This window comes from Micromonospora sp. U56 (assembly GCF_018070095.1).
Taxonomy (GTDB): Bacteria; Actinomycetota; Actinomycetes; order Mycobacteriales; family Micromonosporaceae; genus Micromonospora; species Micromonospora purpureochromogenes.
Genome location: NZ_JAGPYL010000110.1, coordinates 1 through 21053 on the forward strand (window position 1 = coordinate 1; position 21053 = coordinate 21053).

Sequence of the window (21053 nt, forward strand, 5' to 3'; positions counted from 1 at the left end):
ACCCGTCGTCGTCCGCCGGCCAGCCGCCGTCGCTGCGGCCGGCCGGGTCGGGGCGGTCGGTCCGGTCGCCGGAGCGTCCGTCGTCGTCGGCCTCGGTCGACCCGGGTTCGCCGCGCCCTGCCGGGCCCGAACCGCCGGGACCGTGGTCGTCGGCGTGGCCGCCGGCCGGGCGGTCCCCCTCGCCCGCGCCGGGGCCGCCCGGACCGTCGTCGGGGTCCCCGTCGGGGCCGGGGCCGTCGCCGCCGGGCGGGTCGTCGTCGGGGTGCTCGTCCTGGGCCCGCCGCAACGCCTCGTCCAGGCGCTTCTCGTCCAGGTCGGGGCTGTCGAACGGGTCGCGGCGGCGCCGGTGCGGCAGCGCGAGCCGGGCGGCGACCCGGACGTCCTCGGCGCCCACCCGGTCCCGGCCCTGCCAGGCGGCGTGCGCGAGGGCGGTGCGGGCGGTGACGATGTCGGCGCGCATCCCGTCCACGTCGAACGCGGCGCACACCTCGGCGATCTGGCGCAGCGCGGCGTCGGGCAGCCGTACCCGGTCCAGCCGCCGCCGGGCGGCGGCGACCCGGCGGGCGATCTCGGCGTCGGTGTCGGCCCACCGGGCGGCGAACCCGACCGGGTCGGCGTCGGCGGCGAGCCGGCGGCGGACCACCTCGACGCGGACGGCCGGGTCGCGGCTGGCGCCCACGGCGACGGTGAGCCCGAACCGGTCGAGCAGCTGCGGGCGCAGCTCCCCCTCCTCCGGGTTCATCGTGCCGACCAGCAGGAACCGGGCGGCGTGGCTGACCGAGACGCCCTCCCGCTCGACGTGGCAGCGGCCCATCGCGGCGGCGTCGAGCAGCAGGTCGACCAGGTGGTCGTGAAGCAGGTTCACCTCGTCGACGTAGAGCACGCCGCGGTGGGCGGCGGCGAGCAGGCCCGGCTCGAAGGCGCGTACCCCCTCGCCGAGGGCCTTCTCCAGGTCGAGCGAGCCGACCACCCGGTCCTCGGCGGCACCGACCGGCAGCTCGACCAGGCGGGCCGGGCGGCGCTCGGCCGCCGGCTCGGCCGGGTGCGGCCCGTCCGGGCAGGCGGGGTCGGCGGCGGCCGGGTCACAGGCGAAGCGGCAGCCGGCGACCCGGTCGACCGGGGGCAGCAGCGCCGCGAGGGCCCGCACGGCGGTGGACTTGGCCGTACCCTTCTCGCCCCGCACCAGCACCCCGCCGATGGCCGGGGAGACGGCGTTGAGCAGCAGGGCCAGGCGCATGTCGTCCATGCCGAGCACCGCGCTGAACGGATATGCACTCACTGCGCCTCCTTCGATCGCGACTGCGGGGCTCGCAGAACCGGCTCACTCCTCGCGCTCACTGCCGGTCCTCCAAGTCGCCCTCGCTGGCCAGGTACGTCTCGCGGAGCCGGTCGAGGGTGGCCGGTTCGGGCGCGGCCCACAGGCCCCGGTCGGCGGCCTCGAGCAGCCGCTCGGTGATGCCGCGCAGCGCCCACGGGTTGGACTGCTCCAGGAACTCCCGGGTGGTCTCCTCGAAGACGTACGCGGCGGCCAGGTGCTCGTACATCCAGTCGTCGACCACGCCGGCGGTGGCGTCGTAGCCGAACAGGTAGTCCACCGTGGCGGCCAGCTCGAACGCGCCCTTGTAGCCGTGCCGGCGCATCGCGGCGATCCACTTCGGGTTGACCACCCGGGCCCGGAACACCCGCCGGGTCTCCTCGCCGAGGGTGCGGGTGCGGACGTCGTGCGGCATCGCCGAATCGCCCACGTACGCGGCCGGCGCGGCGCCGGTGAGATGGCGGACCATCGCCACCATCCCGCCGTGGTACTGGAAGTAGTCGTCGGAGTCCACGATGTCGTGTTCGCGGGTGTCCTGGTTCTTGACGGCGACGGCGATGCGGGCGAAGGAGCGTTCCATGTCGGCGCGCGCCTCCCGCCCGTCCAGGTCCCGGCCGTAGGCGTAGCCGCCCCAGACGGCGTACACCTCGGCGAGGTCGGCGTCGGTGCGCCAGTTCCGGGCGTCGATCAGCGGCAGCAGCCCCGCGCCGTACGCCCCCGGCTTGGAGCCGAAGATCCGGGCGGTGGCCCGTCGCTCGTCGCCGTGTTCGGCGAGGTCGGCGTCGACGTGGGCCCGGACGTAGTTCTCCCCGGCCGGCTCGTCGAGAGCGGCGACCCGGCGTACCGCGTCGTCGAGCAGCGCCACGACGTGCGGGAAGGCGTCGCGGAAGAAGCCGGAGATGCGGACGGTGACGTCCACCCGGGGGCGGCCCAGCTCCGCCAGCGGCACCACCTCGACGCCGGTGACCCGCCGGGACCGGTCGTCCCAGGTCGGCCGGCAGCCGAGCAGGGCCAGCACCTCGGCGATGTCGTCGCCCTGGGTACGCATGGCGCTGGTGCCCCAGACGGTGAGCCCCACCGAGCGGGGGTATCCGCCGGTGTCGGCGAGGTGCCGGGCGAGCAGCGAGTCGGCGAGGGCCACCCCGACGTCCCAGGCGTTGCGGGACGGGATGGCCTTGGGGTCGACGGAGTAGAAGTTGCGGCCGGTGGGCAGCACGTTGACCAGGCCGCGGGTGGGTGAGCCGGAGGGGCCGGGCGGCACGAACCGACCGTCCAGCGCGCCGAGCACCCGGTCGATCTCGTCGGTGGTCCGGGCCAGCCGGGGCACCACCTCGCGGGCGGCGAAGCGCAGCACCTCGGCGGCGTCGCCGATCGCCCGGCCGGTGACCTCCTCGACCACCGCGTCGACCTTGTCGGCGTCCCAGCCGAGGGTCTCCATGCCGACGACCAGCCGGCGGGCCAGGGCCTCGACCAGGTCGACGGCGTCGGCGGCGGTGGCGGCCGGCCCGTCCGCCGCCTCGGTCAGCGGCTCCGGCACGGCGATCCGCCGGCCCGGCTCGGCGAGCAGGTGCTGCTCGTCCAGCCCGTACGCGGCGGCGAGCGCCTGGCGCAGGCCGGGCAGGGCGCGGGTGCCGCCCCAGACCTGGGGGGCGCGCAGCACGGCGAGGACGAGGTTGACCCGCGCCTCGCCGGTGGGCGCCTCGGCGAGGATGTGCAGCCCGTCGCGGATCTGCACGTCCTTGACCTCGCAGAGGTACCCGTCGAGGTGCAGCACGAAGTCGTCGAAGTCGTCGGCGGCCGGCATGTCCGCGGTGTGCAGGTCGTGGTGCAGCTCGGCGGCCCGAACGAGGTCCCAGATCTGCGCCCGCACGGTCGGCACCTTGGCCGGGTCGAGCGCCTGGACGGTGGCGTACTCGTCGAGGAGCTGCTCGAGTTTGGCCAGGTCACCGTACGTCTCGGCGCGGGCCATCGGCGGGACGAGGTGGTCGACGACGACGGCGTGCGCCCGGCGCTTGGCCTGGGTACCCTCGCCGGGGTCGTTGACGATGAACGGGTAGACCAGCGGCAGGTCGCCGAGGACGGCGTCGGGGGCGCAGTCGGCGGCGAGCCCGAGCCCCTTGCCGGGCAGCCATTCCAGCGTGCCGTGCTTGCCGAGGTGCACCACCGCGTCGGCGCCGAAGCCGCCGTCGGCCACCGGCGCGGCCAGCCAGCGGTACGCGGCCAGGTAGTGGTGGCTGGGCGGCAGGTCGGGGTCGTGGTAGATGGCGATCGGGTTCTCGCCGAAGCCGCGCGGCGGCTGGATCATCAGCACCACGTTGCCGAAGCGCAGCCCGGCCAGGACCAGGTCGCCGCCGTCGGCGTACAGCTCGCCGGGCGGCTCGCCCCAGTGGGTGCGCATCCGCTCCCGCAGCGGCGCCGGCACCCGCGCGAACCAGCGCCGGTAGGTCTGCCCGGGTACCCGCGCCTCAGCGGCGGCGAGCTGCTCGGGGGTGAGCCACTCGACGTCGTGCCCGCCGGCGGCGATCAGCGCGTGGATCAGCGCGTCCCCGTCGGTGGGGACCGGCTGGTCGCCGAGGTCGTAGCCGGCGGCGGCGAGGGCGGCGAGCAGCCGGACCGCCGAGGCGGGGGTGTCCAGGCCGACCGCGTTGCCGACCCGGGAGTGCCTGGTGGGGTACGAGCTGAGTACGACGGCGAGGCGCTTGTCGGCGTGGGGCACGTGCCGCAGCCGGGCCTGGCGGACGGCGATGCCGGCCACCCGGGCGGCCCGCTCCGCGTCGGCGGCGTAGCCGGAGAGCCCGTCGGCGTCGATGCGCTTGAACGAGAACGGCACGGTGACGATCCGCCCGTCGAACTCGGGGATGGCCACCTGCATCGCGGCGTCCAACGGGGAGAGTCCGGCGTCGCTGCCGGCCCACTGCTCGCGGGTGCTGGTGAGGCAGAGCGCCTGCACGATCGGCACGTCGAGGGCGGCGAGCGCGCCGACGTCCCAGGCGTCCTCGTCGCCCCCGCCGGAGGCGTCCGCGGCGACGGCGCCGCCGGCGGCGAGCACGGTGACGACCAGGGCGTCGCAGCGGGCGAAGAGGCCGAGCGGCCCGTCGCCGGGGGTGAGCCCGCGCAGCGAGCCGCAGAAGATCGGCAGCGGGTCGCCGCCGGCCGCCTCGACCGCGTCGGCGAGGACGTCGACGAAGCCGGTGTTCCCGGCGAGGGCGTGCGCCCGGTAGAAGACGATCCCGACGGTGGGGCGGGTCGCCGTGGCCGCTCCGGCCGCCGTCGACGCCGCGGCGGCCCGCTCGCCGTGCACCCCGTACGCCGGGGTGGGCGCGGGCGGGTCGAAGCCCTCGCCGGTGAGCAGCACCGTGTCGGAGAGGAACCGGGCCAGCTCGGCCAGGTTCGCCGGACCCCCCTCGACCAGGTAGGACAGCGCCTGGGTGGCCACTCCGGAGGCCACCGTGGAGGCGGCCATCAGCTCCGCGTCGGGCACCGCCTCGCCGCCGAGCACGACCGTGGGCACGCCGGAGGCGAGCACGGCGGCCAGCCCGTCCGGCCACGCCTGCCGGCCGCCGAGCAGGCGTACGACGGCGAGGTCGACGCCGTCGAGCAGCGCCGGCACGGCGTCGGCGGCGACCCGGGCGGGGTTGGCCAGCCGGTAGCCGGCGCCGCTGGCGCGGGCCGCGAGCAGGTCGGTGTCGGCGGTGGAGAGCAGCAGGATGCGCACGGACGGCTCCGGAGAGTGACGCCCGGACCGGCGCGGGGCCGGTCGGGCGAGGCGAGGGGACGGGCGCGGTTCAGCGGGTACGACGGGCCGCCGGGCGGATCACCGGCGATGAACCGGTGGGCGGCACGGTGCGGCGGTCAGCGGTGAACGGCGGAACGCGGTGCGCGGGCGCCCCACGGGGCGTCCGGGCGGTCGGCCGGCGCGACGGCACGGCCGGGCAGGGGCGCGGCACCGCGCCCGGAACGGGTACGATGGAACTCGTCGACGGTGGGGACGCTGCGCGTCATCGGGTCCTCCTCGGGTGTCCACGCCCTGGGGTCATCCCGACGGCCGAAGTATCCTGGCTTCCGGATCAACGCTCTCCCCCGGCCTTCCAACCGCAGGAACACGGCCGTGACGCGCGAGGGGGGATCGCTCCCCGGTGACAGTGGCGGGACCGCGCCGGAATCGCACCGGCTTCCTTCACTGCCGTCAGGCCGCGAATGCTGCCACATTCCTCGGCACCGGGTCAACGCCGCCCGGGGCCACGCCACGGTCAGCAGCCCATCGAGGACGGACGATCGGCGCCGCCGCGGCGGCCGGTCCGGACAATGTCCGCCCTCGATGCCGCACACCCTTTGCTCTGCTGCCCCGGAGGCGACACCGGGAGTGCTTCACCGTTGCCCGGGCGGCTGCAGAGCAAAGGGGACGGTGTGGGCAGGTTTCCGCCGGTCAGCGCCGACGGCGGGGCCACCGGCCGGGGACTGGTCGCCTACGATCGGTCCCGACGGCCGAGCGTCGACGGTCGATCGAAAAGGGACCCAGCCATCGCCGAGCCCGCGTTCCACCACCTCGCCGGCCGGGTCTGGCTCCACCCGGGCGATCCCGACCCGGGCACCATCCAACCGAGCGTGGCGTTGATCACCGACGAGCGCGGCGGCGTGCTGGTCGACGTCGGCCACAGCCCCGGCCACGCCCGGAAGATCCGCGCCGCCCTGACGGCGGCGGGGCTGCCCGAGCCGCGCTGGCTGGTCTACACCCACCACCACTGGGACCACGTGTGGGGCGCCTGCGTCACGTCGGCGGCCGGCACGCCGCCGACTCGACCGTGGTGCTGGTGCCCGACTCGGCGGTGCTGCTGCTCGGCGACTGCTTCTACCCGCCCCCGATGCACCTGCGCCAGGACGGGGACGGCCCCGACCTGGCGCTGGTGCGCAGGCTGCTCGACGACCACTACCACTGGTACGTCTCCAGGCACGCCGACCCGATGACCCTCGACGAGGCCCGCGCCGCCGTCGAGGGGTGAGCGGTCAGCGCATCCGGCGTTCCGGGTGGGCCCGGTTCCAGACCCGCATCCGCTCCGGGTAGCCGGTCCTCGCCGCCTCGTAGAGCGGCACGGCGTGCCGGCCGGCCAGCTTCGCCGCCACCTGCGGCGAGCCGGTCCGGCGGCGGATCCACTCGCCGTCGTGGGCGATCGCCACCACCGTGGTGTCCGTGGCGGTGGTCTCCGGCTCCAGGTAGAACTCCACGCCCTGCCGGCTCGTCACGAACTCCTCCAGCGCGGCCAGGTCCTCGCGGGTGGCCTCCCGGTCGAGCTTGGTCGGGGTGGGGACGGCGGCCCGGGACCGCCGGCTGAACCAGCCCATCTGCCCGCTCCTCTCGTCGGCGTCCCTCCAGTGGAGCACCGTCACCTGACAGTCGGCTGCGAGGCCGGTGAGCGGGAGCTGACCGGGCGTGCTCAGTCGAGCGCGGCCAGCTCCTCGGCGGAGAGCCGCAGCGCGCCGGCCGCGACGTTCTGGATCAGGTGCGCCTCGTCGCCGGTGCCGGGGATGGCCAGCACGTGCGGCCCCTGGTGCAGGGTCCAGGCGAGGCGTACCTGGTGCGGGGTGGCGCCGTGGGCCCGCGCGATCTCGTGGACGGCGGCGGTGTGCTCGGCCGCCGCGCCCGCCTCCCGCCGGACGCCGGCGAGGGCGAAGAACGGCACGTACGCCACCCCGCGCGCCCCGCACTCGCGCAGCAGCGCGTCCTGGTCGCCCCGGTTGTCGACGGCGTAGCTGTTCTGCACGCAGACCACCGGGGCGATGGCCTGCGCCTCGTCGAGGTGGTCCAGGCGGACGTTGGACAGGCCGAGGTGCCGGATCAGCCCGGCGTCGCGCAGCTCGGCCAGCGCGCCGAAGGACTCCGCCACCGAGTCCCGCCCGGGGCGCTTCACGATCCGCAGGTTCACCACGTCGAGGTGGTCGCGGCCCAGCCGGCGCAGGTTCTCCTCGACCTGGGCGCGCAGCTGGGCCGGCGTGGCCTCCTCGCGCAGGCCGGTCGCCGGGTCGTAGGAGAAGCCGACCTTGGTGGCGATCACCAGGTCCTCCGGGTACGGGGCGAGCGCGGCGCGGATCAGCTCGGTGGCGTACCGGGCGGGGCCGGTGCCGACGTTCAGGGTGCCGCCGGGCGAGACGTAGAAGGCGGCGGTGTCGAGGTGGTTCACGCCCAGCTCGACGGCGCGGCGCAGCACCCGCACCGCGCGGTCCGGGTCGGGGTCGACGGTGGTCCGCATCGAGCCGAACCCCATCCGGCGCACGGCGCGGTCGCCCAGGGTCCAGTTGCCCGCGGCGGCGGCGGTGATCTCTTCGGTAGGCATCCGGCGACCCTAGCCAGCACGGCTGAGCTGCGCAGTCGGCCGCGCACCCGATACCGCCCGGGGGCGGCCGCTGTTAGGTTCTATGTGCTGGCGGGGTGCGCCGGCGGCCGGGTCACCGGCACCAGCGCCAGGGTGGGCAGCAGCAGCAGCGGCACCACCAGCAGCGCGTGCAGGATGCCGACCCGGTCGCCGAGCAGGCCGAGCAGGGGCGGCCCGGCGAGGAACGACGTGTAGCCCAGCACCGCGACCACACTGACCCGCGCCGGCGCCCGCTCCTCGTCGTCGGCGGCGGCGCTCATCCCCACCGGGAAGCCCAGCGAGGCGCCGAGCCCCCAGAGCGCCACCCCGGCGATCGCGACCGGCCCGGAGCCGGCCAGCACCGCCACCGCCGCGCCGAAGGCGGCGAGCAGGATGGTGGCGAACAGGACGGGCACCCGCCCCCAGCGGTCGAGGGCGACGGTGCCGGCGGTCCGCCCGATGGTCATGCCGGTGACGAAGACCGCGAAGACGGCGGCGCCGACGGCCTCACTCGTGTCGTACCCGTCGACGAAGGCGACCGCGAGCCAGTCGTTCGCGCTGCCCTCGGCGAACGCCATCACCAGCACCAGCAGGCCGAGCAGCAGGGTGCGCGGCTCCCGCCAGGCGGCGAGCAGGCCACCGCGCCGGGTGGCGGCGGTGTCCGGTGCCGGCTGGGCGGCCAGGAAGGCCCGGGCGCCGAGGACGGTGCCGCCGAGCACGACCACCGCCAGCACCGCCAGGTGCACGCCGATCGGCAGCCCGACGCGGGCGGCCCCCGCGCCGATGCCCGCGCCGGCCACCGAGCCGAGGCTCCAGGCGGCGTGGAAGCGGGGCAGGATGGTGCGCCCCAGCCGCTTCTCGACGGCGGCGCCCTCGACGTTCATCGCCACGTCGCAGGTGCCGGAGCCGTAGCCGAGGGCGAACAGGGCGACCGCCACGGCGGGCAGCGAGCCAGCCACCCCCGCGGCCACCCCGACGCCGGCCATCCCGACCGCCACCAGCACGGTGGACGCCACCACCGTGCGGGCCGCGCCGAGGCGCTGGGTGACCAGCCCGGCGGTGGTCAGGGCGAGCACCGCGCCACCGGACATGGCCAGCAGCAGCAGGCCGAGCCGGCCGGCGCTGAGCCCGAGCGCCTCGCGGACCGCGGGGACCCGGGAGAACCAGGACGCCACGGCGAGGCCGTTGAGGGCGAAGACCACCGCGACGCCGGTGCGGGCGGCCAGCACCTGCCGGGGTACGGCGGGGCTCGGCGCGGTGACGAGTGGGCTCACGGCTTGCGTCCTTCCGGTGGTACGGCGTCTCGCCGTTGATCACACACCGGTTTCGTCACGACCACAAGCCAGATGCGCTCCTTACCACATGCTGGTCAGAGCGCGGGCAGCCCGAGCGCCTCGTCGACCCGGGCCAGCACCGCCGCGTCGTCGGCCCGTACGCCCCGCAGCAGGTCGATGGCGGTGGCCCGGACCTGCCCGACGATCATCGCCAGCGGCAGGGTCTGGCCGTGGGTGAAGAGCCGCCCGGCGACGCCGACCGCGGCCCGGCCGGCGGCCTCGGCGCGGGCCGCGTGCCGGTCGCCGGCCTCCTCCGCGCCGTCGAGGTCGGCGGCGAGCGCCTCGCCCGCCGCCCGGACCGCCTCGGCCAGGTCCCGCAGGGCCGCGCCGAGCTCGGGCGGCACCGGGGTGGGCAGCCGGTTGAACGTCACGCCGGCCCGGGCGAGGACCCGCACGTTGCGGACCGCGTAGTCGAGCTGGCCGACCGTGGCGTCGACGGTGCGCAGCCGGCCGATGTGCCGCCGGCGCCGGACGTTGAGCCGGACCGCCTCGCCGGCGGCGAGCACCGCGGTGCGCAGCCGCTCCACCGCGGCGTCGAGGTGGCGGGCCCGGTCCAGGGCGGCCAGCGCGGCGGGCTCGTCCCGGGCGTCGAGGGCCGCGGCGACCTCCGCCAGCACCTCGGCCATCCCCTGGTAGGTGCGGCGGAACTCGGCGACCAGCGGGGCGAGCGGCCGCCGGGCGTCGATCAGCTGGCTGGCCACCACCGCCACCCCGCCGCCGATGAGCGCGTCGACGAACCGGAACGGCACCAGCGACTCGGTCGGTGGCGAGACCACCACCAGGTAGAGGGCGGAGACCGCGGCCTGCACCACGGCGACCGTGCTCGCCCCGACCGCCACCGCGAGCGCGATGGTGAGCAGGATGACGGTGAACACCGTCCAGCTGGTGCGCGGTCCGAGCGCCTGCACCACCAGGTCGGCGACGAGGACGCCGGCGGCGACCCCGAGCAGCACCTCGACCGCCCGGCGGACCCGCTGGCCCCGGGCCTGGCCGAGCACGATCAGCGCGGCGGCGGGGGCGAAGAACGGCTGCGGGTGGCCGACCAGCCGGGTGGCCAGGATCCACGCCACCGTCGCGGCCAGGGTCGTCTCGACCACCGGCAGCCAGCCCTGCCGCAGCCGCCCGGCGGCTTCCCGGAACCAGCCCCACCGGACCATCGCCGCCTCCTCGCCGCGTTCGGGCCCACCGTAGCCGGGCCGGCGGGTCAGGGTCGCCAGGCCCCGGCCGCCTCCGCCGCGTACGCCCGGAAGTCGCGCGGCGGCCGGCCGAGCACCCGCTGCACCCCGTCGGCCAGCCGGGCGTTGCGGCCGTCGAGGACCTCGGTGAACAGGTACGTCAGCAGCGCCACCTCCGGCGCCGGGACACCCGCGGCGGTCAGCTCGGCCGCGTACGCGGCGCTGGTGACCGGCACGAAGCGCACCGGACGGCCGGCCGCTGCGGCGATCTCGTCGACCGCCTGAGCGAAGGTGAGCAGTCGGGGGCCGGTCAGCTCGTACGTGGCGCCGGCGTGCCGGTCGGAGGTGAGCGCGGCGACGGCGACCTCGGCGATGTCGTCGGCGTCGACGAACGGCTCCGGCACGTCGCCGACGGGCAGCGCGAGCACGCCGGCGCGCAGCGGCTGCACCAGGTGTCCCTCGCTGAAGTTCTGCGCGAACCAGCTGGCCCGCAGCACGGTGGGGTCGAGCCCGCTCGCCGCGACGGCCCGCTCGGCCTCGGCCGCCTCGGGCTCGCCCCGCCCGGAGAGCAGCACCAGCCGCCGCACGCCGTGCGCGACGGCGAGCCGGGCGAGGTCGCCGACCGTCGCGACCGCGCCGGGCGCGGCCAGGTCCGGCTGGTACGCGAGGTAGACGGCGCCGACGCCGCGCAGCGCCGGCACCCAGGTGTCCCGGTCGGTCCAGTCGAAGGGCGGGGTGCCGGCGCGGGAGCCGATCCGGGTGGGTACGCCGAGCGTGGTGAGGCGCCGCGCGACCCGTCGACCGGTCTTGCCGGTGCCGCCGAGGACGAGTGTCGTCAGGTGTTCCGTCATGGGGACAGTCAACCGATCGGCGGTGAGACGCTGAATGGTTCGCCGTCGTGTGGGCATACGCGGGCGTCTACGCTCGCCACCGTGGATCTCCTGACCGGCCTGCTCGACGGCCCTCGCGCCCGGGGGGCGTTCCTGCTCCGCTCGCTGCTGGACCCGCCGTTCGCGCTGCGAATCGAGGACCGCGCGCCGCTGACCGTGGTGGCCGTGGTGCGCGGCACCGCCTGGGTGGTGCCCGACGACAGCTCCGCCGAGCTGCTGCACCCCGGGGACGTGGCGGTGCTACGCGGCCCGGACGCGTACACCGTCGCCGACGACCCGGCCACCGCGCCGCAGGTGGTCATCCACCCCGGCCAGCGGTGCACCACGCTGCGCGGCGAGCCGTTGACCACCACCCCGGCGGCGGGGGTGCGGACCTGGGGTACCGGCACACCGGGCAGCACGGCGCTGCTGACCGGGACGTACCAGTTGCCGGGCGAGGTCAACCGGCGGCTGCTCGCCGCGCTGCCCGCGCTGCTGGTGGTCCGGGCCGACGAGTGGCACAGCCCGCTGGTCGGGCTGCTCGCCGACGAGGTGGTGCGGGACTCCCCCGGCCAGGAGGCCGTCCTCGACCGGCTGCTCGACCTGCTGCTGATCGCCGTGCTGCGGACCTGGTTCGACCGGCCCGGCGCCACCCCTTCCTGGTACGCGGCGGCGGCCGACCCGGTGGTCGGACCGGCCCTGCGCCTGCTGCGCGACGATCCGGCGCGCCCCTGGACGGTGGCGTCGTTGGCCGCCGAGGTCGGGGTGTCCCGGGCCGCGCTGGCCCGCCGCTTCACCGAGCTGGTCGGCGAGCCGCCGATGGCCTACCTGACCGGCTGGCGGCTGAGCCTCGCGGCGGACCTGCTGCGCGAACCGGACGCCACCCTCGGCGCGGTCGCCCGCCGAGTCGGCTACGGCAGCCCGTTCGCGCTGAGCACCGCCTTTCGTCGGGTACGCGGCATCAGCCCCCGCGACCACCGCACCCGCACCCCGGTCGCCTGACCGAACTCACCGCCGGGCCGTCGCTCCACCGAGGATTGGCGACCCGACCGTCAGGCGATCACGGCCTGCCGAGGACCGGAGACCCGGCCGGGTCGGAGAGGTCAGACGCCGGTGAAGGCGCGGAGCAGGGCGCGGACGGCGGAGCGCAGGTCCTCGCGGCTCTCCGGGCTGCCGGGCGGCGGCGCGCTGAGCGCACCGGCGCCGACGAGGCGGTCGAAGAGCAGCCCGTCGACGAAGGCGACGAACTGGTCGCCCTGCCGCCGCGGGTCCGCCGCGCCGGCGCCGGCCAGCAGCGCCCGGGCCTGCTCGCGCAGCACGGTGCCGTGCGCCAGGATCGGCCGCAGCTCGGGTCGGTGCACGGCCTCCAGCAGGCAGGCGTAGCGGGCGAGGCTGCGGTCCCGTCCGACGGTGAGCCAGCGGTCCAGCACCTGCGCCGTGGCCACCGCGAGGTGGTCGAGGTCGGTCGGGGTGAGCCGCGGCGGCGGCCCGGGGGGCGGCGCGTCGGTGGGCAGTTCGCGGTCCATCAGGTCGGCCCGGTCCAGGTCGACCAGGCGGCGTACCACCGCCTCGATCAGCGCCTGCCGGGTCCGCAGGTACGCCGACGTGGTGCCGACCGGCACCCCGGCCCGGGCGTCGACGGCCCGGTGGGTCAGCGCCCGCATCCCGCCCTCGGCGAGCAGCGCGATCGCCGCGTCGGCCAACGCCGCCACCCGCGCGGACCGAGCGTTCATCCGGGCCTCCTCGTCGGTGTTCTACAGCTGTAGTATGAACTTCTACAGTTGTAGAAAGGGCGGTCGGGATGGACGGACACGCGGTGGTGGTCGGCGGCGGGATCGGTGGCCTGGCCGCCGCCCTCGCCCTGCACCGGGCGGGCTGGCGGATCACCGTGCTCGAACGCGCGCCGGAACTGGGCGAGGTGGGCGCCGGGCTGACCCTGATGTCCAACGCGCTGCGGGGGCTGGACGCGCTCGGCGTCGGCGCGGCCGTCCGCGCGCACGGCCGGGCCGAGGCCCCCGGCGGGCTGCGCACCCGAAGCGGGCGCTGGTTGTCCCGGGTCGACGGCGCCGACCTGACCCGGCAGCTCGGCACCACTGCGCTCGGGGCCCACCGGGGCAGGCTGCACGGCGTCCTGCGCGACGCCCTGCCGGCGGCCGCGCTGCGCACCGACGCCGAGGTGGTCGACGTGACGACCGGCCCGGACGGCGCCCGGGTGCGGCACCGCTGGCGCGGAGAGCCCGCCGAACTCGCCGCCGACCTGGTGGTGGGCGCCGACGGGCTGCGCTCGGCCGTGCGGTCCCGGCTCTGGCCGGAGCACCCCGGGCCCACGTACAGCGGGACGACGGCGTGGCGGGCGGCGATCCGCTGGGACGACCCGCTGCCGACCGCGGTGAGCTGGGGCCCGGGCGCCGAGTTCGGCATGGTCCCGCTCGGCGCCGACCAGGCCTACTGGTACGCCGCGGTGACCGCCCCACCCGGCGGGCGGGCCCCCGACGAGCTGGCCGCCGTGCGGGAGCGCTTCGGCGACTGGCACGACCCCGTCCCGGCGCTGCTCGCCGCCACCCGGCCCGAGCAGGTGCTGCGGCACGACCTGCACCACCTGGGCACGCCACTGCCGTCCTACGTGCGCGGTCGGGTGGCACTGCTGGGCGACGCGGCGCACGCGATGACCCCGTTCCTCGGTCAGGGCGCCTGCCAGGCGATCGAGGACGCGGTCACCCTCGGCGCGGCCTGCGCCGGCGGGCCGGCACACCTCGACGCCGCGCTCGCCCGCTACGACCGGGAGCGCCGCCCGCGCAGCCAGGCGGTGGCCCGGGCCTCGGCCCGCGCCGGCCGCGTCGGCCAGCAGCTGCGCCACCCGGTGGCGGTCACGCGCCGCGACACCCTGATCCGGCTCACCCCGTCCCGCGTCACGCTGCGCCAGGCGGCCCGGTACGCCGACTGGCACCCGCCACGCGACTGAGCGGACCGGCCCCGGCCTCGACCGACCCGGCGGCCTCGACCGACCCGGCGGTCAGCGACCGGCGGCGGCCAGGCCGGCGTATTCGGGCGAGGCCAGGAAGCGGGTCAGCACGTCGACACGGCCGTCTCCCCCGGTTCCCCGCGCCCGCCCGGCAGCCCCCAGACCTGCGGATGGTACGGGGCGTGCCCGTCGCGTAGCCGCGACAGCAGCCGGCCGGTCGGGTCGACGAGCAGCACGCAGGCGACGAGACGCACCCGGTCAGCCTGGTCGCCGGGCCCGCCACGGTGGCCGGGCCCGGCGGGCGGCGCGGTCAGGGGCGGTCGCGCCACAGCGGACTGTCGACGTAGTGGTTGTCGTAGCGCTGTCCGCTGGCGGCGATCTCGGCCGGATCGGCCTCGCCCCGGTACACCCGCTCGAGGAGCCGGTAGTAGTCGAACCGGTCGATGCCGGGGGTGAAGACCACCAGCACGTCGGCGGACTCGCCGCGGGCCGGGGCGAAGGCGTGCGGGGTGTGCGCGGGGACGAGCAGGAAGTCGCCGCGGCGCAGGGTGCGGATCTCGTCGGCCACCAGCACGTCGAGGACCCCGTCGAGGACGAAGAACGTCTCGGCGGCGCGGGTGTGCAGGTGCGGTGGGGCGCCAGGCGAGCCGGTGTGCAAGGTGGCCCGGTTGGCGGTGAGCGCGCCGCCGGTCTCGCCGGCATCACCGAGCAGGGTGATCAGGCTGGTCGGGCCGTCGGCGAGGACGGTGGCGTCGTCGGCGCGGACATGCAGGGGTGCCGTGGTCATGATGCTCGCCTTCTGATGGGGACGATGCTCAGGACGGGGGCGCGACGAGGCGCTCACGGGTGTTCCGCGGGGTGTCCGGGTAGCGGTCGCCGACCGCCTTCCGCAGCTGCGCGAGGGTCTGCCCGGCCAACTCCCGCCGCCAGGCCAGGTCGGCGCGGCGCATCGCCTGGGAGATCAGGCAGGCCTGCCGGTAGTCGACATCGGCGCGACCCCCCGGCCCCTGGCGGAGGATCTGCGCGCAACGGAACGCCTCCTCCGCCCCCTCGATGGCGGTCACCACGTCGAGCAGGGTGATCTCCTCGGGGGCGCGGGCCAGTCGGAACCCGCCGCGCGGGCCGGAGACGGACCGGAGGATCCCGGCCCGCACCAGGGCCTGCAACTGCTTGTTGAGGTACGCCGTGGGCAGCCCGTAGAACGCGGCCAGCCGGGCGGCCGACACCGCCCGCCCCGGCTCCAGCCAGGTCATGTTGAGGCAGCTGTGCAGCGCCCACTCGACGCCCTCGGCCATCTTCATATTCTGGATACTAGATGTCCAGTATTCGCTCGGCAAGCCTTCCGCACAGCCGGGCGCCGATGCCGGCCCGCCGTCGGGCCGGCCCGTCGCTCGGCGGCTCGTCGCGGGCACCGTCCACCCTGGCCGAATTCCGTCACCGCCCTCCCCGGGGCGGAGCGTCGAAATTGCGTCCGGCCAACCCTCCAGAATATCGATCGCGCCCATTTCCGGCGTCAGCCGAAAGGGACAAGGGGCCGGTAAGATCGGTGACACCGTTGTGACTGATCGCTGACTGCGGATAGTGAGGGCGATCACACACACTGCTGGCATGAATGCGAGACTCGACCGCGGCAGGGCATTCCGCCTCGCGGTGTGTCTCGCCCTGGTGGCGGTGCTCACCGGGTGCATGCAGCTGAACATCGGCCTGACCGTCAACGCCGACGACACGATCGACGGGCAACTGCTGCTGACCGCCGACAAACGGTTCCTGACCACCGACAACAGGACCGTCCAGGTCGGCTTCGCCGAACTCCGGCAGAACATCCCCACGTTGCCGAAGGGCGAGGAGCGGGTCTACGAGAATGAAGGCTTCTACGGTTCCCTGATCACCTACCACCACACTCCGCTGAAGGATTTCACCAGCGAGAGCGTGAAACTGGTCCGGGAGGACGATCTCTACCGGTTCAGCCTCCCGCTCGATCCGAAGAAATACGGCGGGAAGGTGGCCGAACAGGATCCGTTGAACCAGGCGAGGTTCATGCAGTTGATGTCGTTCGAGATTTCCCTGACCTTTCCCGGTCGGGTGATCGACACCAACGGCACGCGCATCGGCCGCTCGGTCACCTGGAAGGTCGTCGCCAACCAGGAAAAGCCGCTCGAGCTGCGGGCGGTGGCCGAGGCGGCGCCGAAGTCCTCGCCGTCCGCCACGGCGGCCGCCTCCCCCGGCGGTGACGAAGGCGGGTCGTTCCCCTGGCTCCTGGTCGTCGGGGCCGTGGTCGTACTGCTCGTGGTCGGCGCGGTCGTCGCCGTCCTGCTGCTGCGCCGACGGGGCCGGTCCGCCGCCGCCCCCGCCGCGGCGCCGACGGGCGCGGCCGTCGCGCCGGCCGCCACGCCACCGGCGGAGCATCCGAGGCCGGTCTGACCCCGTCAGGGCCGGACATCGCCACCACCCGGGCGGCCGGGCCGGGCGCACCAACCCGGCCGTCGCACCTCACCACACCACACCACCCTCCCGGCACCACCCGAAGGGAGATCGCCGTGAACGATCTCTTCACCTGGCCCGCCCTCGGCAGCCTCACCGGCGCGAGCGCCGCCACCCTGCTGACCGCCAACGTCGTCGGCGGCCTGCTCGGACCCGCGGGCGACAAGGCCCGCAAGTGGATCGCGTTGGGCGTCGCCCTGGCGCTGTCCTACCTGACCGCCGCGTTCGCCACGGACGTCGGCGCCGAAAAGTGGATCATCGCCTTCTTCAACGGCCTGATCATCTTCTCGGCCGCCCTCGGCATCAACCAGCTGCCGCCGGGCAACCGGCAGGCGACGCAGGCGTCGTCGAGCCGGATCGCCCAGGGCGGTGGCGAGCCCCGCTACATCCGTTCCTGGGTCTGAGAGAGGTGAGCGTCATGGTCTTCGGAATCATCAGCGCCGCCGTCCACATCATCCTCGGCGCCGCGCTCGGCGGCTGGGCCGGCGGCACCCTCGGCCTGCTGATCGGCGCCGTCGCCGGGCTGCTCGTCGGCGGCCCGTTCGGCTGGGCGGTCGCCTCGGCCCGGGTGTACGGCCCGGACACCCGCGGCGTCTGGCTCTTCGTGGTGGACCACACCTGGAGCCTGCTGAACACCGCCGTCGGCGCGGTCTACCTCGCCGTACACCTGATCTTCGGCCACCAGCTCGACCGGACCACCTCGCAGCACAGCTGCCGGGTCGACGTCGTGGAAGGCGTCTCCCCGCGGTACGCCACCACCATCGGCACGGTCTGCGCCGGCTCCAGCCCCGGCATCCAGCGGCACGAGGACGTGCACATCTTCCAGGGCCGGCTGCTCGGCCCGCTCTACATCCCGCTGGTCCTGCTCAACTACGTGCTCTTCACCATCGCCCCGGTCTGGTTGCTCTGGCACGACCACACCAACGCGCCGATCAACGCCTTCACCCGGTACTTCGAGATCGGCGTCTACCCGCACGTCTGGAACGAGGCCATCGCGTACCGGATCCAGGGAAGCCCGCCGCGATGACCGACGACGGGCGTGGACCGGTCGAGGCGGCCACCGCCGACCTGGCGGCGTGGCTGGCCACGGCGGCGGGCGAGGTCGTCCCGGTCGGCCCGCCCGCCGACGGCGGACCCGCCGACGGGCTGACGGTCTGGCCGCTGGAGCTGCGGCCCGGCCGGCAGACCCGCGGCACCGGCAACCGGGAGCCGTACCGCTTCACGATTCGCTACCTGCTCAGCGCCGCCGGCCCGGCGGCGCTGCCCCGGCTGGACCGGGTGCTCGCCGCCGCGGTCGTCGACGGGGAGCCGGCGGTGCTGCTGGAGGCCGGCGACCCGGAGCTGTGGCGGGCGTTCGGCGTGCCGCCCCGGCCGGCGCTGCTGATCGACGTACCCGCGCAGGTGGCCCGGCCGCTGCCGACGGCGCCGCCGGTGCTGCGCCCGCTGCGGCTGCGGCAGCTGCCGATGCGCCCCCTGGACGGCCGGGTGGTCGGCCCGCAGGAGCAGCCCCTCGCCGCGATGCGGGTCGAACTGGTCGGCACTTCGCAGGCCACGCACACCGACCCGGCCGGCCGGTTCCGGCTCACCGGCGTGCCGGACGACCCCGCGCAGCCCGGCCCGGTCCGGCTGCGCCTGGTCGGCCGCGGCCACGCCCTGACCGCCGACGTCGACCCCGCCGACACCGACCTCGTCATCGTCTGCGAACCCCCGGCCCGCTGACCCGGACCGCCCCGCGCACCAGGAGGACCGATGCCCAACTACTTCTCCCCCGGCATCTACGTCGAGGAGGTGCCGAGCGGGGCCCACCCGATCGGGCCGGTCGGCATGAGCACCGCCGCGTTCGTCGGCATCGCCCCGGACCGCGGCGCCCACGTCGACCGGGCGATGCCGGTGAACAGCTGGTCGGAGTTCCTGCGGCTCTACGCCGGCGGCGAACGCCCGGAGAGCACGCCGCTGGCCCGCGCCGTCTTCGGCTTCCTCGACAACGGCGGCACCCGGTGCTGGGTGGTCAACGTCGGCGAGGACGGCCAGCTCACCGGCGGCGGCCAGCGCCGCACCGGCCTGCAACTGCTGGAGGCCGTCGACGAGGTCTCCATCCTCGCCGCCCCCGGCTTCCACGACCCGGTCTCGCACGAGGCGCTGCTGAGCATGGCCGAGCGGCTGCGCACCATGGTGGCGATCTGCGACCCGCCCCCGGGCATCGACGACATCTCGGCGCTGACCCGGGTCGCCACCCCCAGCTCCGCCCGGGCCCCCCGCGCCGCCGACGGCAAACCCGCCGAGGGTACGGCGAAGCCGGCCGACGACGACGGCGGCACCACCGCGTACCGGCCCCGGCAGTCGGACTTCGGCACCTGCTACTTCCCCTGGCTGCGGGTACGCGACCCGCTCAGCGGCGAGCTGGTGCTCACCCCACCGAGCGGGCACATGGCCGGCATCTGGGCCCGCACCGACGGGCTGCGCGGGGTGCACAAGGCACCGGCCAACGAGCCGGTACGCGGCGCCGTCGACCTGGAGTACCTGGTCACCCGCCCCGAGCACGACGTGCTCAACCCCAAGGGCGTCAACGTGATCCGCTACTTCGCCGGCGAGGGCATCCGGGTGTGGGGCGCCCGTACGCTCGCCGCCGAGGCCAGCGAGTGGCGCTACCTCAACGTGCGGCGGCTCTCCATCTCCATCGAGCAGGCCATCGCCAACGGCACCCGGTGGATGGTCTTCGAGCCGAACGACTTCTCGCTGTGGCGCTCGATCCGGCGCGACATCGGCGCCTTCCTCACCCGGGTCTGGCGCGACGGCGCCCTGCTCGGGCGTACGCCCGAGGAGGCGTTCTTCGTCAAGTGCGACGAGGAGATCAACCCGGCCGACGTGCGCGACGCCGGCATGGTGGTCGCCCACATCGGCATCGCGGTGGTCAAGCCCGCGGAGTTCGTGGTGTTCAAGCTCAGCCAGTGGGCCGGTGGCACCGAGACCGAGACGATCGGAGGCTGACAATGACGACCCCCGCCACGCCGCAACCGGGCGCACCGGTCGACCCGTACCGGGCCTACAACTTCAAGCTGCTCATCAACGGCATCACCAACGGGCACTTCACGGAGGTCAGCGGCCTGGAGGTGACGATCGCCCGGCGGGCGTACCGGGAGGCCGGCAACGACCGGATCCGGGCCGTGCCCGGCCAGGTGGACTACGCCCCGGTGACCCTGCACTTCGGGCTCACCTCCTCCCGCGAGCTGTGGGACTGGGTGCAGGCCGCGGCCCGGGGGACGGTGAACCGCCGCAACGTCTCGGTGGTGCTGCTCGACGCCGCCGGCACCAGCGAGGCGCTGCGCTGGAACATGATCAACGCGTGGCCCATGCGGTGGCGGGGCGCGCACCTGCACACCCTCTCCCAGGAGATCGCCATCGAGGCGCTCACCCTGGCGTACGAGGGCCTGGAGCTGGAGTCGGGCAGTGCCGCCGCCGCGCCCAGGACCGCGTAGCTGGCTGGCCCGGCGGCTGCGGGACGCCGCCGACGCCGTCGAGCGGTGGGATCCCGCCCCGAGCGCCGGTGGCTCCCCGGCCGGGACGACACCGGACCTGCCGCCGGCCCACGCGACGCCGGGCCGGCCCGAGGCGAGACCGGAGGTGCCGTCGGCCGAGGCGAGGCGGGACGTGCCGCGCCGGCCGGGCCAGCCGCCGGAGCACTGGCTGCGCCTGGTCGCCGCGCACGCCCCCGGCCTGCTGCGCGGCCTGGACGTCGACTCGGACGCCCTGTCGGACGCCGGGCCGTCCGCAGGTGCGCGCGACCCACGGGGCGAGCCCGCCGACGGGGTGGGTGGCAACCGGCCGCCCGCCCGCTCCGGTACGCCGGCTCTGCCCCGGACCGGTCCGGTCCCGCCGGGAATGGCCGGGGACTCGTGGCCCCACCACCCGGGCGGGGTTCTGGGTTCGTGGCCCGGTGAAGCCGACGCCGCCGTCGGCGCGCGGCGCGGCGACCCCAACGGGGGCTCGTGGCCTGGCGAGCCCGGCACGGGCGTGGGTTCGTGGGCCGGCGACTCCGGCGCGGACCCCCGTCCCGGGCCCGTGACTGCGGGCAACCGGCCCGACGGCGTCATCGGCACAGCCGGGCCGAGTTCTTCGGCCGCCGGCGGGTTGCCCGGCGTCTCCGACCCGAGCGGCCGGCCGGGAGCCGCAGCGCCGGACTCCCGGCCGGGACCGCCGCCGGCGCATTCCGGGCCCGGCCGGCCGGAACACCACCGGTCCGGGCAACCCGAGCGACGGGTCGGGAGGTCGGCGGAGGTCGACCGGTCCCCAGGGCGTGGCGCCGGCGCTCACCCGGGGCCGGCAGCTTGGCGGATCCGTCCGGCGGTACCCGGCCCCGCCGCCGGATTCAACGACCGGTCCCACAGCAGGCCGGGCGATGGCGGCGCCCACCCGCACCGGGAGGCGCTGCCGCCCGCCGGTCCCGCTGAGCCCCGCGTCGACCGGGTCGACCAGTCCGGGCCAGCCACCGGCCAGGGTCCGGTGACCGCACCCTGCGAGGGCACGACAGCCGATGGCCGGGCGGGCACCGCCACCGACCCGGCGCACCGAC

At 75.8% G+C, this 21053-nt stretch carries 18 protein-coding genes, 3 pseudogenes and 1 riboswitch; of the genes and pseudogenes, 10 read left to right on the top strand and 11 right to left on the bottom strand.

Annotated elements, in window-relative coordinates; all coding sequences use genetic code 11:
- Both KBX37_RS27035 and cobN read right to left on the bottom strand, forming a co-directional pair.
- Window positions 1–1338, bottom strand: a pseudogene (locus KBX37_RS27035) (ATP-binding protein); the annotation flags it as partial.
- Window positions 1335–5030 carry a cobaltochelatase subunit CobN gene (cobN, locus tag KBX37_RS27040; RefSeq protein WP_210778711.1) on the bottom strand — a complete coding sequence of 1232 codons (3696 nt, stop codon included), beginning with the start codon at window positions 5028–5030 and terminating at the stop codon, window positions 1335–1337. The pseudogene KBX37_RS27035 and the gene cobN, both read right to left, overlap by 4 nt.
- A 333-nt stretch (window positions 5031–5363) precedes the next feature.
- Window positions 5364–5493: riboswitch (cobalamin riboswitch) on the bottom strand.
- 127 nt (window positions 5494–5620) lie between these two features.
- Between cobN and KBX37_RS36090 the strand changes: the two are divergent.
- Together KBX37_RS36090 and KBX37_RS34885 are read left to right on the top strand one after the other, a co-directional pair.
- Window positions 5621–6019: pseudogene (locus KBX37_RS36090) on the top strand (hypothetical protein); the annotation flags it as partial.
- Between the two features lie 50 nt (window positions 6020–6069).
- Window positions 6070–6315: a hypothetical protein gene (locus KBX37_RS34885; RefSeq protein WP_247659035.1), complete on the top strand. Its 246-nt coding sequence runs from the start codon at window positions 6070–6072 to the stop codon at window positions 6313–6315.
- 4 nt (window positions 6316–6319) lie between these two features.
- Here KBX37_RS34885 and KBX37_RS27050 read toward each other — a convergent pair whose 3' ends face one another.
- From KBX37_RS27050 to KBX37_RS27070, 5 genes are all read right to left on the bottom strand, one after another.
- The gene (locus tag KBX37_RS27050; protein WP_210778713.1) at window positions 6320–6655 is read right to left on the bottom strand and encodes a hypothetical protein; all 336 of its coding nucleotides are present in this window, start codon (window positions 6653–6655) and stop codon (window positions 6320–6322) included.
- Between the two features lie 92 nt (window positions 6656–6747).
- Complete coding sequence (locus tag KBX37_RS27055; RefSeq protein WP_210778714.1) at window positions 6748–7644, bottom strand: aldo/keto reductase; 897 nt, start codon at window positions 7642–7644, stop codon at window positions 6748–6750.
- Between the two features lie 80 nt (window positions 7645–7724).
- Window positions 7725–8936 carry an MFS transporter gene (locus tag KBX37_RS27060; RefSeq protein WP_210778715.1) on the bottom strand — a complete coding sequence of 404 codons (1212 nt, stop codon included), beginning with the start codon at window positions 8934–8936 and terminating at the stop codon, window positions 7725–7727.
- Between the two features lie 95 nt (window positions 8937–9031).
- Window positions 9032–10153: an aromatic acid exporter family protein gene (locus tag KBX37_RS27065; protein WP_210778716.1), complete on the bottom strand. Its 1122-nt coding sequence runs from the start codon at window positions 10151–10153 to the stop codon at window positions 9032–9034.
- Window positions 10154–10200: 47 nt separating this feature from the next.
- Window positions 10201–11022, bottom strand: a complete 822-nt coding sequence (locus KBX37_RS27070) for an NAD(P)H-binding protein (RefSeq protein ID WP_210778717.1) — start codon at window positions 11020–11022, stop codon at window positions 10201–10203.
- 81 nt (window positions 11023–11103) lie between these two features.
- On the opposite strand from KBX37_RS27070, the gene KBX37_RS27075 reads away from it, so the two are divergent.
- Window positions 11104–12042, top strand: a complete 939-nt coding sequence (locus KBX37_RS27075; RefSeq protein WP_210778718.1) for an AraC family transcriptional regulator — start codon at window positions 11104–11106, stop codon at window positions 12040–12042.
- Window positions 12043–12143: 101 nt separating this feature from the next.
- On the opposite strand, the gene KBX37_RS27080 is transcribed toward KBX37_RS27075, so the two are convergent.
- Window positions 12144–12773 (bottom strand): TetR/AcrR family transcriptional regulator, encoded by a 630-nt coding sequence (locus KBX37_RS27080; RefSeq protein WP_210778719.1) that lies wholly within the window; start codon window positions 12771–12773, stop codon window positions 12144–12146.
- Window positions 12774–12841: 68 nt separating this feature from the next.
- Between KBX37_RS27080 and KBX37_RS27085 the strand changes: the two genes are divergently transcribed.
- Entirely contained in the window at window positions 12842–14002 is a 1161-nt protein-coding gene (locus KBX37_RS27085) for an FAD-dependent oxidoreductase (RefSeq protein ID WP_210778720.1), read from the top strand.
- Between the two features lie 125 nt (window positions 14003–14127).
- Here KBX37_RS27085 and KBX37_RS27090 read toward each other — a convergent pair.
- The 3 genes and pseudogenes from KBX37_RS27090 to KBX37_RS27100 form a co-directional block, all read right to left on the bottom strand.
- A pseudogene (locus tag KBX37_RS27090) lies at window positions 14128–14256 on the bottom strand (RNA pyrophosphohydrolase); the annotation flags it as partial.
- A gap of 56 nt (window positions 14257–14312) precedes the next feature.
- The gene (locus KBX37_RS27095) at window positions 14313–14789 is read right to left on the bottom strand and encodes a cupin domain-containing protein (protein WP_154936386.1); all 477 of its coding nucleotides are present in this window, start codon (window positions 14787–14789) and stop codon (window positions 14313–14315) included.
- 28 nt (window positions 14790–14817) lie between these two features.
- Window positions 14818–15297, bottom strand: coding sequence for an Rrf2 family transcriptional regulator (locus tag KBX37_RS27100; protein ID WP_088964565.1), 480 nt, complete (start codon window positions 15295–15297; stop codon window positions 14818–14820).
- 313 nt (window positions 15298–15610) lie between these two features.
- On the opposite strand from KBX37_RS27100, the gene KBX37_RS27105 reads away from it, so the two are divergent.
- The 6 genes from KBX37_RS27105 to KBX37_RS27130 all read left to right on the top strand — a co-directional run bounded on the left by KBX37_RS27105 (window position 15611) and on the right by KBX37_RS27130 (window position 19959).
- Complete coding sequence (locus tag KBX37_RS27105) at window positions 15611–16423, top strand: DUF3153 domain-containing protein (RefSeq protein WP_210778722.1); 813 nt, start codon at window positions 15611–15613, stop codon at window positions 16421–16423.
- Between the two features lie 116 nt (window positions 16424–16539).
- Window positions 16540–16887 (top strand): hypothetical protein, encoded by a 348-nt coding sequence (locus tag KBX37_RS27110; protein WP_210778723.1) that lies wholly within the window; start codon window positions 16540–16542, stop codon window positions 16885–16887.
- 14 nt (window positions 16888–16901) lie between these two features.
- Entirely contained in the window at window positions 16902–17510 is a 609-nt protein-coding gene (locus KBX37_RS27115; RefSeq protein WP_210778724.1) for a glycine zipper family protein, read from the top strand.
- The gene (locus tag KBX37_RS27120; RefSeq protein ID WP_210778725.1) at window positions 17507–18202 is read left to right on the top strand and encodes a carboxypeptidase-like regulatory domain-containing protein; all 696 of its coding nucleotides are present in this window, start codon (window positions 17507–17509) and stop codon (window positions 18200–18202) included. The genes KBX37_RS27115 and KBX37_RS27120 overlap by 4 nt, the downstream gene beginning before the upstream one ends.
- 30 nt (window positions 18203–18232) lie before the next feature.
- The gene (locus KBX37_RS27125) at window positions 18233–19471 is read left to right on the top strand and encodes a phage tail sheath C-terminal domain-containing protein (RefSeq protein WP_210778726.1); all 1239 of its coding nucleotides are present in this window, start codon (window positions 18233–18235) and stop codon (window positions 19469–19471) included.
- A 2-nt stretch (window positions 19472–19473) separates the two neighbouring features.
- Window positions 19474–19959 (top strand): phage tail protein, encoded by a 486-nt coding sequence (locus tag KBX37_RS27130; protein ID WP_088961616.1) that lies wholly within the window; start codon window positions 19474–19476, stop codon window positions 19957–19959.
- Window positions 19960–21053 lie beyond the last annotated feature (1094 nt).